The sequence below is a fragment of the Psychrobium sp. 1_MG-2023 genome (genome assembly GCF_030689115.1).
In the GTDB taxonomy this organism is placed as follows: Bacteria; Pseudomonadota; Gammaproteobacteria; order Enterobacterales; family Psychrobiaceae; genus Psychrobium.
This window is the reverse complement of sequence record NZ_JAUYVJ010000003.1, coordinates 176,821-194,974: the sequence shown is the minus strand read 5'-3', so window position 1 is coordinate 194,974 and position 18,154 is coordinate 176,821. Positions and strand designations below refer to the sequence as shown.

The 18,154-nt window shown below is 40.9% G+C and carries 15 protein-coding genes; 12 read left to right on the top strand and 3 right to left on the bottom strand.

Annotated features, from left to right (window positions below):
* The first annotated feature begins 218 nt into the window (after positions 1-218).
* The 7 genes from cysD (at position 219) to Q8W26_RS02880 (ending at position 8,749) form a co-directional block, all read left to right on the top strand.
* Complete coding sequence (gene cysD / locus Q8W26_RS02910) at positions 219-1,127, top strand: sulfate adenylyltransferase subunit CysD (RefSeq protein ID WP_101214468.1); 909 nt, start codon at positions 219-221, stop codon at positions 1,125-1,127.
* Positions 1,128-1,136: 9 nt separating this feature from the next.
* The gene (gene cysN / locus Q8W26_RS02905; RefSeq protein WP_101214469.1) at positions 1,137-2,561 is read left to right on the top strand and encodes a sulfate adenylyltransferase subunit CysN; all 1,425 of its coding nucleotides are present in this window, start codon (positions 1,137-1,139) and stop codon (positions 2,559-2,561) included.
* Between the two features lie 31 nt (positions 2,562-2,592).
* Entirely contained in the window at positions 2,593-4,302 is a 1,710-nt protein-coding gene (locus Q8W26_RS02900; RefSeq protein WP_101214648.1) for an SLC13 family permease, read from the top strand.
* Between the two features lie 12 nt (positions 4,303-4,314).
* Positions 4,315-4,914, top strand: a complete 600-nt coding sequence (gene cysC / locus Q8W26_RS02895; RefSeq protein ID WP_101214470.1) for an adenylyl-sulfate kinase — start codon at positions 4,315-4,317, stop codon at positions 4,912-4,914.
* Positions 4,911-5,693 carry a 3'(2'),5'-bisphosphate nucleotidase CysQ gene (gene cysQ / locus Q8W26_RS02890; RefSeq protein ID WP_101214471.1) on the top strand — a complete coding sequence of 261 codons (783 nt, stop codon included), beginning with the start codon at positions 4,911-4,913 and terminating at the stop codon, positions 5,691-5,693. Before cysC ends, cysQ begins: the two co-directional genes overlap by 4 nt.
* 81 nt (positions 5,694-5,774) lie before the next feature.
* On the top strand, positions 5,775-7,400 hold the full coding sequence (locus tag Q8W26_RS02885) for a methyl-accepting chemotaxis protein (protein ID WP_305472210.1): 1,626 nt from the start codon (positions 5,775-5,777) through the stop codon (positions 7,398-7,400).
* A gap of 188 nt (positions 7,401-7,588) precedes the next feature.
* Positions 7,589-8,749 (top strand): tetratricopeptide repeat protein, encoded by a 1,161-nt coding sequence (locus Q8W26_RS02880; RefSeq protein ID WP_101214473.1) that lies wholly within the window; start codon positions 7,589-7,591, stop codon positions 8,747-8,749.
* Between the two features lie 41 nt (positions 8,750-8,790).
* On the opposite strand, the gene Q8W26_RS02875 is transcribed toward Q8W26_RS02880, so the two are convergent.
* The 3 genes from Q8W26_RS02875 to Q8W26_RS02865 all read right to left on the bottom strand — a co-directional run bounded on the left by Q8W26_RS02875 (position 8,791) and on the right by Q8W26_RS02865 (position 11,811).
* The gene (locus Q8W26_RS02875; RefSeq protein ID WP_101214474.1) at positions 8,791-9,711 is read right to left on the bottom strand and encodes a manganese-dependent inorganic pyrophosphatase; all 921 of its coding nucleotides are present in this window, start codon (positions 9,709-9,711) and stop codon (positions 8,791-8,793) included.
* A gap of 111 nt (positions 9,712-9,822) precedes the next feature.
* Positions 9,823-10,791, bottom strand: a complete 969-nt coding sequence (locus tag Q8W26_RS02870) for a class 1 fructose-bisphosphatase (RefSeq protein ID WP_101214475.1) — start codon at positions 10,789-10,791, stop codon at positions 9,823-9,825.
* A gap of 414 nt (positions 10,792-11,205) precedes the next feature.
* Positions 11,206-11,811 carry a superinfection exclusion B family protein gene (locus Q8W26_RS02865; RefSeq protein WP_101214476.1) on the bottom strand — a complete coding sequence of 202 codons (606 nt, stop codon included), beginning with the start codon at positions 11,809-11,811 and terminating at the stop codon, positions 11,206-11,208.
* A 342-nt stretch (positions 11,812-12,153) separates the two neighbouring features.
* On the opposite strand from Q8W26_RS02865, the gene Q8W26_RS02860 reads away from it, so the two are divergent.
* The 5 genes from Q8W26_RS02860 (at position 12,154) to Q8W26_RS02840 (ending at position 18,149) form a co-directional block, all read left to right on the top strand.
* Entirely contained in the window at positions 12,154-12,798 is a 645-nt protein-coding gene (locus Q8W26_RS02860; protein WP_101214477.1) for a hypothetical protein, read from the top strand.
* A 322-nt stretch (positions 12,799-13,120) separates the two neighbouring features.
* Positions 13,121-15,283: a malate synthase G gene (locus tag Q8W26_RS02855; protein WP_101214478.1), complete on the top strand. Its 2,163-nt coding sequence runs from the start codon at positions 13,121-13,123 to the stop codon at positions 15,281-15,283.
* A gap of 267 nt (positions 15,284-15,550) precedes the next feature.
* A complete protein-coding gene (locus Q8W26_RS02850) occupies positions 15,551-16,249 on the top strand; it encodes a phosphoglycolate phosphatase (RefSeq protein WP_101214479.1) in 699 nt (232 codons plus the stop codon).
* Positions 16,250-16,251: 2 nt separating this feature from the next.
* Positions 16,252-16,590: a DUF2956 domain-containing protein gene (locus Q8W26_RS02845; protein WP_101214480.1), complete on the top strand. Its 339-nt coding sequence runs from the start codon at positions 16,252-16,254 to the stop codon at positions 16,588-16,590.
* A gap of 8 nt (positions 16,591-16,598) precedes the next feature.
* A complete protein-coding gene (locus Q8W26_RS02840) occupies positions 16,599-18,149 on the top strand; it encodes a cobyric acid synthase (RefSeq protein WP_101214481.1) in 1,551 nt (516 codons plus the stop codon).
* Positions 18,150-18,154 lie beyond the last annotated feature (5 nt).

Here is an 18,154-nt window from a genome sequence, read left to right as displayed (position 1 = left end):
TTATTATAATTAACAAAGCCACTCTCATGGGAAGTGGCTTTGTTGCTTACTGACCCGAGCAATATATTCCTCTCACCTTCATGACTGTATTCTTATTCTTAAAAGTTATAAAAACTAATTATCTATTATTTTAAGAAATAAGGTCGGGTGTGTATATTGATCATATTAAAAATATCAACTCAGTGTGCTTTTGCCACTGCTAAGATTGGGATAGTGTAATGACTCAAGTAAACCTTACTCATTTACAGCAACTAGAAGCGGAAAGTATCCATATTATTCGTGAAGTTGCTGCTGAATTTGATAACCCGGTGATGCTTTACTCTGTAGGTAAAGACAGTGCCGTCATGCTTCACCTTGCGCGTAAAGCATTCGCACCAGCAAAACTGCCGTTTCCTTTGCTACATGTTGACACTAACTGGAAGTTCCGCGAAATGATTGAATTTCGTGATGAACAAGCAAAAAAGCATGGCTTTGATCTGTTAGTTCATAAAAACCCTGAAGGGTTAGCAATGGATATGAATCCATTTACTTACGGTAGTGCTAAGCATACTGATGTAATGAAAACTGAAGGTTTAAAGCAAGCTTTAAACAAGTACGGTTTTGATGCCGCATTTGGTGGTGCACGTCGTGATGAAGAAAAGTCACGTGCTAAAGAGCGTGTTTACTCTTTCCGTGATAACCAGCATCGTTGGGATCCTAAGAACCAGCGTCCAGAGTTATGGCATACCTATAACGGTCAAGTGAACAAAGGTGAGAGCATTCGTGTTTTCCCATTATCTAACTGGACTGAACTTGATATTTGGCAATATATTTATCTAGAAAATATTGACATTGTTCCACTTTATTTTGCTGCTCCACGTCCTGTTGTTGAGCGCGATGGCGTTAAGATTATGGTCGATGATGACCGTATGCCAATTGAAGAAGGTGAAAAAGTTGAAAATGAAATGGTGCGTTTTAGAACGTTAGGCTGTTACCCGCTGACGGGCGCAATCGACTCTGAAGCCGATTCATTACCTAAAATTATCGAAGAAATGTTGCTTGCTCGTTCGTCTGAACGTCAAGGTCGCGTTATTGATAACGACTCATCTGGCTCAATGGAACTTAAAAAGCGTCAAGGTTATTTCTAGGAAGCACTCATGAATAATGAAAATATTGCAGCACAAATTAATGATATCGGGGTAGAGAGCTACCTTGAATTACAACAACATAAAAGCCTCTTACGCTTACTTACTTGTGGTAGCGTAGATGACGGTAAAAGTACGTTAATCGGTCGTCTATTACACGATAGCGCACAAATTTATGAAGATCAGTTAGCAGCACTTAAAAACGACAGTCAAAAAATGGGTACGACTGGTGAAGCAATCGATTTAGCTTTATTAGTGGACGGTTTAGTGGCTGAGCGTGAGCAAGGTATTACCATTGATGTTGCTTACCGTTATTTCTCAACGAATAAACGTAAGTTTATTATCGCTGATACGCCGGGACACGAGCAATACACACGTAACATGGCTACTGGTGCTTCTACTTGTGATTTAGCTGTTATCCTAATTGATGCACGTTACGGTGTGCAGGTGCAAACAAAGCGCCATAGCTTTATTGCTTCTTTATTAGGTATTAAACACTTTATCGTTGCGGTTAACAAAATGGATTTAGTTGATTTTGACGAAACGGTTTATAACAACATTCGTGAAGATTACCTAGAGTTTGTTGGCGGTTTAGGGGAACGTGATATTCAATTCGTTCCAATGTCAGCACTTAACGGTGATAACGTTGTAAATCGTAGTCAAGCAATGCCTTGGTACCAAGGTGAAACTATGCTTCATTTACTTGAAACGGTTAAAATTAACGACGATGTTGTTGATAACGGTGCTCGTTTACCTGTTCAATATGTTAACCGTCCTAACTTAGATTTCCGTGGTTTCTGTGGAACGTTAGCTTCTGGTACCGTTAATGTAGGCGATAACATTACAGTATTACCATCAGGAAAAACGAGCTCAGTTAAATCAATCGTTACCTTCGAGGGTGAGCTACCATCGGCGTCACGAGGACAAGCAATTACGTTAACACTTAACGATGAAGTTGATGTTAGTCGTGGTGACATGTTAGTGACAGGCACTTTACCATTAGTGAGTCAGGCTGCTAAAGCTAAGCTTGTATGGATGGGTGAGAAGCCGCTTGAAATTAATCGTCAATACGATTTAAAAATTGCAAGTAAGAAAACTCAGGTGTCAATCGGTAGTATCGATCATTTAATCAATGTGAACACCTTAGTACACGAAGATGCATCAGAACTAGCGCTTAATGAAGTCGCTCAGGTTCAGTTAAACTTTGCTGAGAAGTTAGCATTTGATTTGTACAATGATGTTCGTGATACGGGTGGTTTTATCTTAATCGACCGTCTAACAAATGTGACAGTTGCAGCAGGTATGATTGAGCAATCTGTTGAAGCAGAAGCTACATCACATGAGTTTTCAGAGTTCGAATTAGAGTTTAACCAACTCGTTCGTAAGCATTTCCCACACTGGCAGGCACTAGATATTAGTGCGCTAAAAGGAAAGTAAAGTGTTTACTCAGTCAGCTGGTGTTATTTTAATGCTGACGGTGCTGGTCGGATTGTTAATTAGTAACAAAATCCGACCGGCCATTCTCTTTGTCAGTGCCATCGCATTAAGCTATATGTTAGATTGGATTAGCCTCGAAGATATGATGGCTAATTTTACCAACTCTTCTGTTCTAACATTAGTTCTACTTTTACTCGTCTCTGTTGCGATGGAAAAAACCGATATTTTACAAACCATTGGACGGCAACTAAACCAAACTAGCTTTGTTTTGGTAATTGCTAAACTTGGTTTTTCTACGGCCTTTTTATCATCTATTACCAATAACTCTGCCGTGGTTGCTTCCATGATTGGGGTACTTAAACGTAACCAATACCACTCTCCATCGAAGCTATTATTACCGCTATCGTATGCCGCCATTTTAGGGGGGACTTTAACCCTGATTGGCACCTCAACCAATTTGATCGTTAACAGTTTTGTTGTTGATGCTGGGCTTGAACCCATAGGGTTCTTTGATTTTACAATTATTGGCTTAGTTGTCGTTGCCGCTGGTGTTGCTGTGTTAGCGCTTTTGGGTGGCCGGTTACCAGACCGGTTTAATAATCAGCCAACAGAATTACCTTACCTGCTAGAAGCTGTTGTCAGTGACGATTCTGTCATGATTGGTAAAACGGTTGAGAAAAATCGTTTAAGAGCATTGCAGCGTCTTTATTTAGTGGAGATTGAGCGAGGCGGAGAGTTGATTCGTCCTGTTTGCCCGCAAGAAGAACTTCAAGCGGGTGACCGCTTAATGTTTGCTGGTGATACCGATAGCTTGCACTTGTTACAAGAAATGCAAGGCTTGGAATGGTTTGCCAAGTCACACCTTAAAGGTCAGGCGTTAATGGAAGTGATTGTTAGTCACTCGGCTTCAATTAAAGGAAAAACGCTAAAAGAGTGTGAATTTAGGCAGAACTTTGATGCTGCTGTTGTTGCTATTCGTCGTGGTCATGAACAACTTAGTGGTGGCCTAGGGCAAATAAAACTGCGTGCTGGCGACACGTTAATGTTAGTGCCAGGAAAGAACTTCCATCAGCACCGTAATATGGTGCGTGAGTTCGTCATGGTCTCAGAGTCTCGTGTTAGCGCTAAACTCGATGCTAAGCAATCTAAGTTTGTATTATTTAGTTTTCTTTCAGTGCTAGGACTCGCTCTCACGGGAACGGTTGATCTAACCAAGGGACTGTTATGTTTACTGGTCGGCTACTTATTTGCTGGTGTAATCTCCTTAGAGGAGCTCAAGCGACGCTTTCCTATTGAACTAACGCTTATTGTCGGCTCGGCCTTAGGCCTTGCCAGTATCATGGTTGATAATGGGGTTGCAGAGATGTTAGGGCAGGGTTTATTAACCTTGTTCGGTGACTGGGGGATTTTAGGCGCGTTTATTGCGATCTATTTATTTACCTTATTACTTACGGAATTAATTACCAATAATGCCGCTGCTGCGCTGGCTTTTCCAATTGCCTATAGTTTAGCTGTTGGCTATGGTGTTGACCCCCGTCCTTTTATTATGGCGGTGATCTTCGGCGCTAGTGCGAGCTTTATATCCCCTTATGGCTATCAAACCAATCTAATGGTTTATAGTGCAGGTAATTACCACTTTAAAGATTATTTACGCATTGGTGTGCCATTGTCGTTAGTTTATTCTGCGATAGTGATTTATATGGTACCAATGATTTTCCCTTTTTCTAAGGTTACATTTTAAAGAATTAATATTATGAGTGATGAAAATATTGTTTGGCATCAACATGCTGTCGATAAAGCGCTTCGTGGTGAGCAAAAGCGTCAGAAACCTTGTGTCTTATGGTTCACTGGCCTAAGCGGTTCAGGTAAGTCGACAGTTGCTGGTGCATTAGAGCGTGTACTTTATGAAGCGGGTCAACATACTTACCTGCTTGATGGTGACAACGTACGTCATGGTTTATGTGGTGATTTAGGCTTCGATGATGCTGCGCGACAGGAAAATATTCGTCGTGTCGGTGAGGTGGCCAAATTAATGGCTGATGCGGGCCTTATTGTGCTAAGTGCATTTATTTCTCCTTTTACTCAAGAGCGTGAGCAAGTACGTGCAATGCTTAACGAGGGTGAGTTTATTGAAGTTCATATCGCTACTTCATTAGCTGCATGTGAAGAGCGTGACCCAAAAGGGCTTTATAAAAAAGCGCGCGCTGGAGAGATTAAACACTTTACGGGCATTGACTCTGAATACCAAGCACCTAAGAACCCTGAAATTGTTATTCAAACAGAAGAGCAAACGCTAGAGCAAAGTGTCGAGCAATTAGTAAATTATCTTCGAGAGCAAGGTTATATTTCATGAGTGAGATAATCTTACAAGGTATTGTGGCAATCGCAGAACAAGCGGGTGAAGCGATTATGACGTTTTACCGCCAAGGTGAAACACAAACGTGGACTAAAAAAGATGATAGCCCAATCACAGAGGCTGATTTAGCGGCCCATAAGGTTATTGTTGCCGGGTTAGCTGAGCTTACGCCTGAGATTCCCGTGCTATCAGAAGAGTCAGATAGCATTACTTGGCAGCAGCGTCAGCAATGGCAACGCTACTGGCTTGTAGATCCGCTGGATGGGACTAAAGAGTTTATCAAACAGAACGGTGAGTTTACGGTCAACATTGCGTTGATAGAAAACAATCAACCGACAATGGCTGTAGTATATGCACCAGCCCTGAATAAAACATACTATGCCAATAGCGAGCTTGGTTGTTTCTTCAAAGGGGAGTCTGGAGACGTAGAAAAACTTACATTGAATGAGCGTGAATTAAATAGCCCATTAAAAGTGGTTGGTAGTCGTTCACACCCAAGTCCTGAGTTGGCAGAGTTTATAGCGCAGTTTGAGCAAACTGAGACTGTGCCAACAGGGAGTTCGTTAAAGTTTTGTCTCGTGGCTCAAGGGTTGGCCGATGTTTATCCGCGCTTTGGTCCAACGATGGAGTGGGACACTGGCGCAGGGCAATGTATCGCTCAATGTGCGGGAGCTGAAGTGTCAAAGTTTGACCGGCAACCTCTTGATTATAATACTAAAGACTCATTGTTAAATGAATACTTTATCGTATTTAACCCTAAATTGATCTGGCGCTAGTATTTTCGTTGTATTATTTGAACTTACTCAGATTTTATGACTATACTCTTACTAATATTAAGTACTTAGTAAGGCTTGAATTTGAACAAATTAACAATTGCGCAACGCATTTGGTCACTCACCATTGTTGCGGTATGCATCATTTTAGCGAAGCTTGCATTCGGGTTAGTCGATGTGAAGCATCAGTTAACGGAAGATTATAAACACCGACTATCTTCCGTTATTGATGTTGCCCATTCTATTGTTGCAACTCAGCATAGGTTAGTTACCGAAGGGAAGTTGTCTACTGAGCAAGCTCAAAAAAATGCCTTGAAAACAATTCAGGGTATGCGCTTTCAAGGCAATGAGTACTTCTGGGTCAACGATATGCAGCCAGTTATGCTTATGCATCCCATCAAACCCTCTTTAAATCAAAAACACCTAGGAAAACTAGAAGATCCTAATGGTAAGCAAATTTTCAATGAGTTTGTCAAAACCGTTCAACAAAGCGGACAAGGCTACGTTGATTATTATTGGCCGCGCGCAGGCAGTGATACACCAGTACCCAAAATATCTTATGTGAAAGGCTTTCAGCCGTGGGGCTGGATAGTCGGCTCTGGCATATATGTTGATGATATTGAAGAGACCTATGCCGCGGAACGTAATCGCCAAGTTGTTGTTATTATTGTTGCGATTATCGTACTTCTAGCCGCATCAATTTTTATTGGGCGCAGCATTATTATCCCACTGCAACAAGCAAAAGATGCAATGGATGATATCGCTCAGGGCGAGGGCGACCTAACGGTTAAATTACAAGTTAATGGTGAAGATGAGTTAGCTGAGCTGTCTAGAAGCTTTAATACATTCGTTGAAAAGATACGTGTTGTAATTTCGAAAGTTAACGACTTTGGCGGTGAATTGAGTCATTCAAGTGCGGGTTTAACAGGAGTCGCGGCAAATTCGCGTTCGCAAATTGATCACTCGCAAAATGAGGTTGATCAAGTGGCTACCGCAATTACTGAGCTTAGCTCTACCGTTAATGAAGTTGCTGGTAATGCCGATAACGCATCGCAAATTGTGCAGCAGGTTAACGATCAAGCTTCATCAGGCCAAGCTGAAGTGACGCGTTCTATTAATAGTATGCTTGAAGTGGCTAATGTTATTGAGCAAGCTTCAGATTCAGTCAATGAATTAGAATCTAACGCGCAAAATATTGGTAATATTGTGGTAGTCATCAAGTCGATTGCTGAGCAAACAAATCTACTGGCTCTTAATGCCGCTATTGAGGCTGCGCGTGCTGGAGATCAAGGGCGAGGTTTTGCGGTCGTGGCTGATGAAGTCCGAGTACTAGCACAGCGAACTCAAGAGTCTACAACCGAGATAGAGCAGATGATTGAGAGCTTGCAATCAGGTAGTCAAAGTTTTGTTAATGTCATTGATAATGGCAAGTCGTTAGCTGAACGTGGCGTTGAGCAGTCACAAAAGTCGGGTGAAGCTTTTGAACACATTGCCGAGCAAATACAGCAGATTGTCGATATGAATGCGCAGGTCGCTGCTGCGACTCAAGAGCAACGTGTCGTTGTGGATGGTTTAAGTAACAATGTAAATAGCATTCATGAAGCATTTGGTGCCAGCCTTAATGATTCGATCTCTATCGCGAGCTCTAGTCAGCAATTAGATGCTCTAGCGAATGAGTTATCTGAATTACTTGCGCAATTTAAAACTTAACGGTTAAGTTGAGTTACAGAATGTATTCTAAAGCCCAGTTTGACTGGGCTTTTTTCTGGGTAAAAAAACTCTTTGTAATATCTTGATACGTATTTACTATCGCTTGATTCACTTTTCCACTCTAATATTAAAGTTAATGCGAGTGTTTTTTAGACAAGCCTTGCATTGAATAATGATATGGAGGAGCTATGATAAAGTGTCATTCCAGTATTATTTTTTTAGCATTGCTTCTATGTGGTTGTGCGCAACACTCGCAGCAATTAAAAGAACCTAATAGGCAGCTTTTTCTTGATAACGCCTTCACTAAACCTGTCGGTATTCAACCAGCTTCTAAGGTCTTTTCATTATCAGGTGAGCAAAAGCTCTGGATTCGAAGTCAAGTTCAATACGGTGCAAAAAAAACACTGACTACACAGTTAATTGATAACGTGTTAATGAAAGATTATCGCGCCTTTGATTATGATAATAGCTATACTAGAACGGCGAGTGAAACGCTGTCGATGAAGCAAGGGAATTGCTTATCGATGGTTATAATGACGGCCTCTATCGCCAAGTTTCTTGGTATTCCTTATCAACTTCAAGAGATTGCTTCTGCTCCATTATGGGATCGCAATGGCGGTTTATACCTAGTTAACGGTCACGTTAATATTAGGCTCAAAGAGCAACGCATCAACCAAACTAATATCAGTTATAACTTAATCAATCGTGAGTACGTTACTGTAGACTTTCTTCCTAGCGCAACGAGAAGACATTTATCTCGAGAGGTGATTAAAGAGCATAAATTGATTGCTATGTATTATGTCAATTTGGCCGCTGATGCCATGGTAGCGAAAGATTGGCGTCGAGCGTATTGGCTCATTAGGCAGTCGATTGATAGCGACCCTAGCTTTAGCCCCGCGTGGAATAGTTTAGCCGTTATTTATCGTTACAATAACCAATTAGCTTTGGCGGAGAAAGTATACCGTTATGCAATGGTGTTAGCGCCGGAGAATATGAATGTTGTTGCTAATTATGCACTACTGTTAGAGTCACAGGGACGGTTTATTGAGCTCATTCCCTATCAAAAGCGTGTTGATTTAGCCAAATTAAAAAACCCTTATAGATATTTCGATCGTGCTGAAAATGCATATGAGCGGCAGCAATATCGCGAAGCCATTTCGCTATATAAAAAAGCGATTAAGCTTTCTAGTGACGTCGATAGGTTTTATTTTGGTTTATTCAAGAGTTACTATGCTTTAGGGCAAATAAGCAAAGCAAAGTATCAATTAAAGCAGGCACAGCAACGAAGTTTAACTTATGAGAATAGGCAGCGATATAACGCTAAGTTAGCACTGTTAACTAAGCGTTAGGGTAACCACCATAGCGGATGCTATGGTGGTATTTAAAACAGTTAAGCGAATGCTTTTTCCAATGGTGGTACAACTTGTTTCTTACGGCTTAAAACACCGTCTAGCCATACTTTTCCATCAACAGTCGCTTTACCAAATGCTTTTTCAGCTAAACCGTCATCATCACCAACGATCAGTAACTCTGAACCTTCTTTCATGATGTCAGTTAATAGCAATAAGACACTGTGCTGGCCTTCTTCTTGTTTAAGCAATGCAATTTCTGCTTCAAGATCTGCTTTCATTTCATCAAAGATTGATAGATCGATAACTTCAAGTTGACCGATACCAATTTTAGTCCCATTCATGTTGAAGTTTTTAAAGTCACGCATTACTAAATCACGCATTGGCGTGTTTAATACCGCTGATTTAACTTTAAACATGTCCATGCCTAATGTCTTGTAGTCTTCAATACCAGCAATTTCTGCTAATACTTCAACGCAACGAATGTCAGCTGTAGTACAAGTTGGTGATTTGAAAATTACAGTGTCACTTAAGATTGCGCACAGCATCATGCCTGCGATCTCTTTTGGAATCTCAACATTATGGAAATCGTACATCATCTTGATGACTGTGTTACTACAACCAACTGGGCGAATCCAACATTCTAGTGGTGTATCAGAAGTTAAATCACCTAATTTGTGGTGATCAACAATACCTAAGATAGTTGCTTGTGCAACGTCATCTGGTGCTAAAGCAATATCAGAGTGGTCAACGATGTATAGGCTATCACCAGCGTAGCTTAGTTTTAACTCAGGCGCTTCAAAACCAAATTTATCTAAAATAAACTGAGTTTCAGGTGACAGCTCACCTAAACGCGCAGGGATTACTTCTTCACCAATTTGATTCTTTAAGTAAGCAAGTGCGATTGCACCAACGATTGAGTCTGAATCAGGCACTTTGTGCCCAACAGCATAAACTGACATATAAACCTCTAAATAGATGGACGGTTAGCTAAAAATTTGGCGTATTTTATCTTCTCGATAGAAAAATGCTATTGGATTTTTAGCTAGCGTCGACAATAGTCTAACTTTTATTTATTTATGATAACTTAAACAAGTATTCACTTCATTTTTTGAACCAAGAATAACAGCAACACGCTGATGGATTTCTTGTGGTTGTATTTCCATGATGCGCTCATAACCCGTAGATGAAACCCCGCCAGCTTGCTCAACTAAGAAGCTCATTGGGTTTGCTTCATACATTAAACGTAGTTTGTATGGTTTTTCAGGGTTTTTGTTATCGGTAGGGTAAGTAAAAATACCGCCACGTGTTAAAACACGATGAACATCACCTACCATGGCTGCAATCCAGCGCATATTGAAATTTTTATCACGCGAACCTGTATCACCGGCTAATAAATCAGCGATATAGTTTTGCATGCTAGGCTCCCAAAAGCGTTGATTTGACATATTAATGGCAAATTCTTGGGTATCTTCACTAATACTCATTCGCTCGTTGGTTAGTAAGAACTCGCCAATAGTATTATCTAGCGTATAAAGACGGACACCATCACCTGTCGTTAACGCTAATTGCGTTGACGGACCGTATAGGACATAACCTGCCGCGACTTGATCTGTGCCTGGTTGTAAGAACATTTCTTCGGTTGCACCTGTTGCTCCTTCAGGTACTTCCATAATAGAAAAAATCGTTCCGACAAGGCTATTAATATCAATGTTTGATGAGCCATCAAGAGGATCAAAACACACTAAATAGCGACCGCTCTCAGAGCCGACGACGATAGAGTCTTCTTCTTCTGAAGCGATTGCACGTACGAGGCCTGATTCTAGTAAAACATCTTTAATCAGTTGATTAGAGATAACATCAAGTTTCTTTTGAGTTTCACCTTGAATGTTTTCATCTAAAGTTGAACCAAGAATTCCAGCTAGTTCTCCTTGATGAAGACGAAATGAGATCTCTTTACAAGCAGCCATGAGGGTGTTGAGCAGAGAGATTAATTCTAAATCGACGTTGTCGTCACGAAGTACTGGTACAAAGCGTTGCATGTAAAAATCCTAAATCATGTTTAACGTTAGGGCGTGATTACCTCAGCTAGGTTCACCCTGAGTCTTTAAATTTGTTTAAAGCGCTTTACCATCGTTTAATCGAGTAAACGTATTTTTATTTATTTGGTTAAAGCGCGTTAAAAATATCTTGTTATTTCATACCTCAATTATGCGTGATGGATCACGAAATTGATGCTTTGCTATGATAACGTAATCTGCATTAAAAGTGGATGACTAGTTACGTTTAATCAATAGTTCTTTAGGTTAGTCTGTCTGTGTTTTTTTAAGGTGAATTTTTAAAGCAAGGAGGGGGATCGGTGATGCCAATTGTATGGCAAGTGGTGAGAAAAGCATTGTGATTACCTTTAGTGTGATAATGACAATGCTTTTGTCGTGTGCGGGCGTTTAAGGAAACTAAGCGCTACGGCGTAGTTCACTTAACGGTGGTAAATAGTTTGGTCGTGCTAACTTTAAGTAAGTAATATCGTCAAGACTGGGTTTACCTTGTGGAAGTTTTAGTCTTGCCTTGGTTAAGTAAGGACGAGCAATATGAGAAATCATTAACTCAACTTCATGTTCACCTTCTTCGGTTGTACGTGTTGTCGCATAATAGTCGACGGCGATTAAGATGCCTGAACTTAGTAAACTTTTTACATCAGCTTCATTTTTTGGCAGCCAGAGTGATGTTTGACGCTGTAGGTAAAATTCACGCAAAACAGCACGTTCGCCACTCGCTAAAACTCTGACGCGATTCTGAATATCTTCACTAAGTTGAGATTGCTTTTGTTTTTCACGCAAAGATTTACTGATACTCATCACCAAATCAATGCCTAAATAACTTGCACTGATAATAAAGAACATACCGACAAAGTGGGCTGAATTGTTCAATAAGTTGGTTAGTTTGAGCGACTCTACGACTGATGCTGGCATAAATAAGATTAACGCACAGCTAATAGCAACCCACAGCATTGATTGAAAAAGGTAATGAGAGGTTAGTTTTTCTGAGTCATCTTTCCACATAAGTTACTCCTAGTGACAAATAAATGTCATGTATGGTTTCTAGTTGTAATAAAGCAATAACCATACCTAGATTTATCAATGAACTAAAAAAGTTGAAGCTACTACCCGGCTGGGTACTTAAAGGAAGGTGAAATTCCTCGTCGTTATTTGGTCTTTTTTGCTAACAATTGGTTTTTAATAAAATCCGACTAGCGAGGGATGTTATTTTTATTGTTTAAAATCATTGCTTTATTATTTTTATGAAACTTGGCATTTAATTGGCATTTATAGCGTTAACATCAGATGCAACAGTATTTTATTTTAGAGTTTAGTTGCAATTTAATTACCGCATTAGGATAAGAAATGAAAAATATAAATAAAAAATCGACTACAGCAGCTTCTATGATCGCACTAGTATCGTGTTTAGCAGTGTCAAATGTTGCTAAAGCAGCGAACGAGCATGTACTACAACAGGATGTTTCAGCGCAAGGTGTGACGCAATTTGAACTTGATGCCCATGTAGGTACGGTAAAAGTTTCATCATCTGCTGACGATAAGATTCATATTTACGTTAAAGTATCTGAAAAAGATGGCTGGGGTGTTTTTAAGAGTTCGCCGAAAGATGCCAAGTTAACCGTCAATAACAACCATGGAAAATTGTCAGTATCTCTTAATGATGACGATTATGGTGAGGAATGGCACATTCAAATTCCACAATTAGAGACCCTAGATGTTGATTTGGGTGTCGGTGAAATGACGGTTAAAGATATTTCAGCAAACTTACAACTTGATGTTGGTGTTGGTGAGGTTAAAGTTTATAGCGACGTTAATTCGTTCGGTGTCGCTAATGTTGAGGCTGGTGTAGGTGCTGCTCAAGTCAAAGCTAGCAGTGGTACAAAAGATGCCAATCGTGCCATGGTCAGTGAAGAAGTGGTCTGGCGTGGTACTGGCCAATACAAAATGGACGTTGAAGTCGGTGTTGGTGATGCATCAATTACCTTAGACTAATAAAATATCTGCTTACCTTTTTTATTCATTATTTCGCTTAATCTCTCTTGACTGAATATTGGCTGGTTCAATATTCAGTCTTTTTTGTTATTAATTTGATTAATAATAAACCCTCAAATCATTTTTATTGTGAATGATTAATATTTGCATGACAAATGCAGGCTTTAATGCTTTTTCTTGTTTTCCTTAAATTACAATGCCTTAAGCTTGTTTTGTCCCTGTTGAACTGTCCTTTGATAGACTGATTGCTAAGTCGCTTTTGTTGACTTAACAGTGTTATATTTTTGTTATCTATTATTTATTAAGTATTTGCGAGGCAAAGATGACACAACGAGTAACTAGCGGTGGATTACAGGTAGCACAAAAGTTATTTGATTTCATCAACCAACAGGCGTTGCCACAAACGGGTATTGCTCAAGATCACTTCTGGGCGTCTTTTGAAAAAATTATTAATGAATTTGCCCCGCGCAATAAAGCACTTTTAGCTAAGCGTGATGATATTCAGCAAAAAATCGATACATGGCATAAGAATAATCAGTATGATTTTGCAAATTACAAAGCGTTCCTACAAGAGATTGATTACCTCCTACCGCCGTGTGAAGATTTTAAAGTAACCACATCGAATGTGGACCCTGAAATGGCAACAATGGCTGGACCACAACTTGTTGTGCCAGTGATGAATTCTCGTTTTGCACTCAATGCTGCTAATGCGCGTTGGGGATCGTTATATGATGGTCTATACGGCACAGATGCTATTAGTGAAGAAGACGGGGCGAGTAAAACAGCACAGTATAACCCTGTTCGAGGTAATAAAGTTATCGCTGAAGGTCGTGATTTCTTAAATGCTGCTGTTGCGCTAGCAAGCGGTACACATACTGGTTCTAAAGCTTATACTGTAGTTAATGGTCAGTTGCAGGTTGAGCTTGAAAATGGTGATACAGCAGGTCTACAAGATCCTTCACAATTTATTGGTTTTACTGGTAACTCATCACAACCTCAATCAATACTATTAAAAAACAATGGCCTGCATATCGACGTGCAAATTGATCCAAGCAGCGATATTGGTCAAGCTGATAGTGCTGGTGTTAGCGATATCGTCTTAGAATCTGCATTAACAACTATTATGGATTGTGAAGACTCAATAGCTGCTGTTGATGCCGATGACAAAGTGGTTGTCTACAGTAATTGGCTAGGTCTAATGAAAGGTGACTTGCAAGAAGAGTTAACCAAAGGCGGCAAAACAATTACTCGTAAATTAAACGAAGATCGTCATTACACCGCGGCTAACGGTTCAGCGTTAAGCTTAAAAGGTCGTAGTTTAATGTTTGTTCGTAACGTTGGTCATTTAATGACAAATGAAGCGATTTTAGACAGTGAAGGCAATGAAGTACCAGAAGGTATTTTAGATGGTGTAATTACATCACTTATCTCACTGCATGATGTGAAAGGTAATGGTAAATTCAGCAACACCACTACAGGCTCTGTTTATATTGTTAAGCCAAAAATGCACGGCCCTGAAGAAGTGGCTTTTGCTGATGATTTATTCAATGCCATTGAAGATGCTTACTCTCTAGAACGTCATACTATTAAAATGGGCATCATGGATGAAGAGCGTCGCACGACAGTTAACTTGAAGCAATGTATTAAAGCAGCTCAAGGTCGTGTGGTATTTATCAATACTGGCTTCTTAGACCGTACTGGTGATGAAATTCATACCTCAATGGAAGCGGGACCAATGATTCGTAAAGGTGATATGAAGGCGGCAGCTTGGATTGGCGCTTATGAAAACTGGAACGTTGATATGGGCTTAGCATGTGGATTAAGCGGCAAGGCGCAAATTGGTAAAGGAATGTGGGCAATCCCAGATCAAATGGCCAACATGCTAGAAGCTAAAGTTGCTCACCCATTATCTGGTGCTAACACGGCTTGGGTTCCATCGCCAACAGCAGCGACATTACACGCAATGCACTACCATCAAGTCGATGTATTTGCTCGTCAGCAAGAGCTTGCTCAACGTGAACTGGCAAACATCGATGACATCTTATCAATTCCAGTGGCGCAAAACCCAAATTGGTCAGATGAAGAGGTTCAACAAGAGCTTGATAATAATGCACAGGGTATCCTAGGGTACGTTGTTCGTTGGGTTGATGCGGGTATTGGTTGTTCAAAAGTACCTGATATTAACAACGTTGGCTTAATGGAAGATCGTGCAACACTGCGTATATCTTCACAGCATATCGCTAACTGGTTACATCATGATATTTGCTCAGCAGATCAAGTGATGGCAACAATGAAGAAGATGGCCGCTGTTGTTGATGGTCAAAATGCTTCTGACCCAACATACCAGCCAATGGCCACTGACTTCGCAGCGAGCATCGCATTCCAAGCTGCCTGTGAATTAGTGTTTGAAGGTTGTGCACAACCAAGCGGTTATACAGAGCCGGTATTACATCGCCGTCGTATAGAGCTTAAAGCATCGCTATAATTGCGTGTTGAACTCATAATCGAATCAAGCCACCTTTTACAAGGTGGCTTTTTTTTGCCTGTATGGTTATTGCTTATCTTCAAGCGAGAACCTGAAAAAACATTTTCAGGTTGACGTTGTTGAGTCGCCATGCAAGAGAAGCGTCATCTCGGTTTTGTTATTACAGTATTTTTATTAATTACCTTATTCCATATTGATTTATTTAGCCTGAGCAGACTCTGGATGACAGTGATATAATCAGTAAAATTTTTTCTTCGAGATAAACCATTGAACTTTAAAAATAAGCAGGTCGTGATCTTTGATTTAGATGGCACATTAGTTGATAGTGCCCCTGATTTAGCCAACGCTATTAATCACATGTTGGTTGAATTAGGTCGGGTTCCCTTTAATCAAGACACTATTCATGGTTGGGTTGGTAATGGTGCGCAGGTACTGACAGAGCGTGCGTTAAGTGGCAACCAAGTTATTGATCCAAACTTATCGCCTGAGCTTACTGCTGATGCATTAGCAATATTCTTATCTGCGTACCGCGCGAATGTCTGCGTTGATAGTCAATTATATGCTGGCGTTAAAACGACAATGGCGACCTTGGCGAAACGTGGTTATCGGCTAGCGATAGTGACCAACAAACCAGTAGAATTTGTCGCGCCTATCCTTAAGGCGTTAGGGCTTAATGGTGTATTTGATATTGTGTTGGGTGGTGATAGTTTAGCCCTGAAAAAACCAGATCCGTTACCGCTTAGCCATGTGTGTCAAGCACTTGGGGTTACGGTGGAAGAGTGTGTGATGGTTGGCGATTCAAAAAACGATATCGTTGCCGCAAAAGCGGCGGGTATGGAGTCCGTTGGTTTAACGTATGGTTATAATTATGGTGAAGATATTGCCATTTATCAGCCGGAACTTGTACTTAGTGACTTTTCTGAGTTACTAAACGCTCTTCCACACCTTGCTGTTAAAAAGAGTTAAATATGCCCAAGAGTAAGCAAGATATTTCAGAGACCGTTCAGCAAGAGTCCTTAGCTGTTGCCAAGGCAACGCAAAAGAAAGGACAGACCAAAGAACAGACCAAGCTAATTGCAGCTGGTATTGAAAAAGGTATTGCGCAATATAAGAAACAGCATAAAGCTAAATTACGTGAGCAAGATAAGCAACGTAAAAAGACGATTAAACAACGCCAAGCGAGTTCCGATGATGTGGAGGTAGTAACTGACGATCAGGGCAGAGCGTCTTCGAATCACGCGTTACCATGGATATTGTTAGTGTTGTCGTGGTTGGGTTTTGGCGCTTATTTGTTTTTTGTAAGGTAGGGCAGGTAATGGCTATTACATTAATGGTTCAAGGAACCACGTCAGATGCTGGAAAGTCAACTTTAGTGTGTGGTTTAGCGCGCGCGTTTAAACGTCAAGGGCTAAACGTTGCGCCTTTTAAACCGCAAAATATGGCACTAAATAGCGCGGTAACTATTGATGGTGGCGAAATTGGCCGTGCGCAAGCATTACAAGCTCAGGCTTGTGGCTTAGAGCCTATTACCGATTTTAATCCGGTGCTATTAAAGCCTAGTACAGACATCGGTTGCCAAGTGATTATCAATGGTAAGGTTGCGGCGCAATTGAGCGCCGTTAATTATCATAACTATAAACCAACGGCGATGAAGGCAGTGTTAGCGGCGCATCAGCGTTTAGAGCAAGGCTTCGATATGGTGGTGGTCGAAGGTGCGGGGAGTCCTGCGGAAATTAATCTTCGCGATCGTGATATTGCCAACATGGGCTTTGCTGAAGAGGTCGATTGCCCAGTGATTATTGTTGCTGATATTGATCGAGGCGGCGTGTTTGCTCACCTAACAGGAACGCTTGCTTGTTTAAGCCAAAGTGAACAAGACCGAGTGATCGGTTTTGTCATTAACCGTTTTCGCGGAGATCGCTCGTTGCTTACTTCAGGTAATGATTGGCTAGAGGAGCAAACTGGTAAACCGGTGTTGGCTGTTCTTCCGTATCTACAGGGGCTGTATTTAGATAGTGAAGATAGTGTTGCTACTGAGCAGCACAGTGAGAATCCCAAACTTAAAGTGGTGGTTCCTGTTTACCCTAGAATTAGTAATCACAACGACCTTGATGCTATGCGTGCGCACCCTCAGCTTGATGTTGAGTTAATAGGCCCGCAGCTGCAATCAAATACCGAGCAAGGTCAAGCTAGCACACTTAATCAGCCTAAACCCGCCGCCGACTTAATTGTGTTGATGGGGTCGAAGAATACTCAAGCCGATTTGCAATGGCTTAAAGAGCAAGGTTGGGATAGCCATATCGCCAAGCATTTACGTTATGGTGGCAAAATTTTAGCCATTTGTGGTGGTTTGCAAATGTTAGGGCAGTTGATTGATGATCCTGATGCAATAGAATCTCCTGCTGCCAAACGTAGTCAAGGGTTTGGTTATTTACCTATTAATACAGTGTTGACTAAAGATAAAGAGCTTACCCTAAAGCAAGGCCAATTAAGGCTACCCGGTCAAGAAGCCGTAGCAATTCAAGGGTACGAAATTCATGCGGGAGTGAGTCTGATTACAGAGCTGCAACCTATCACTCAAGTCGTGTTTGAAGAGAATGACGTAACCACCAAAGAACATGCGTTTGGCGCGGGTTGCTTATCTTCTGATGGTCAAATTTTTGCTAGTTATTGGCATGGCTTGATGGATACGCCTGAGGCGCTTAACGCTATCTTAACTTGGGCTGGTGATGGCGAAAGTTTTGATAGTATTGATTATCAAGTGTTGCGAGAGCAAAGTATTGACGCCTTAGCAGATAGTGTTGAGCAAGAATTTGATTGGACTCGTTATCAACAGGCAATGAATAAGTTTAATCAGCAACGTTGATTGAC

Bases quoted from the DNA above. Each gene is read 5' to 3' on its own strand.
- cysD (WP_101214468.1), top strand. From the start codon at position 219: ATGACTCAAGTAAACCTTACTCATTTACAGCAACTAGAAGCGGAAAGT.
- cysN (WP_101214469.1), top strand. From the start codon at position 1,137: ATGAATAATGAAAATATTGCAGCACAAATTAATGATATCGGGGTAGAG.
- Q8W26_RS02900 (WP_101214648.1), top strand. From the start codon at position 2,593: ATGCTGACGGTGCTGGTCGGATTGTTAATTAGTAACAAAATCCGACCG.
- cysC (WP_101214470.1), top strand. From the start codon at position 4,315: ATGAGTGATGAAAATATTGTTTGGCATCAACATGCTGTCGATAAAGCG.
- cysQ (WP_101214471.1), top strand. From the start codon at position 4,911: ATGAGTGAGATAATCTTACAAGGTATTGTGGCAATCGCAGAACAAGCG.
- Q8W26_RS02880 (WP_101214473.1), top strand. From the start codon at position 7,589: ATGATAAAGTGTCATTCCAGTATTATTTTTTTAGCATTGCTTCTATGT.
- Q8W26_RS02875 (WP_101214474.1), bottom strand. From the start codon at position 9,711: ATGTCAGTTTATGCTGTTGGGCACAAAGTGCCTGATTCAGACTCAATC.
- Q8W26_RS02870 (WP_101214475.1), bottom strand. From the start codon at position 10,791: ATGCAACGCTTTGTACCAGTACTTCGTGACGACAACGTCGATTTAGAA.
- Q8W26_RS02865 (WP_101214476.1), bottom strand. From the start codon at position 11,811: ATGTGGAAAGATGACTCAGAAAAACTAACCTCTCATTACCTTTTTCAA.
- Q8W26_RS02860 (WP_101214477.1), top strand. From the start codon at position 12,154: ATGAAAAATATAAATAAAAAATCGACTACAGCAGCTTCTATGATCGCA.
- Q8W26_RS02855 (WP_101214478.1), top strand. From the start codon at position 13,121: ATGACACAACGAGTAACTAGCGGTGGATTACAGGTAGCACAAAAGTTA.
- Q8W26_RS02845 (WP_101214480.1), top strand. From the start codon at position 16,252: ATGCCCAAGAGTAAGCAAGATATTTCAGAGACCGTTCAGCAAGAGTCC.
- Q8W26_RS02840 (WP_101214481.1), top strand. From the start codon at position 16,599: ATGGCTATTACATTAATGGTTCAAGGAACCACGTCAGATGCTGGAAAG.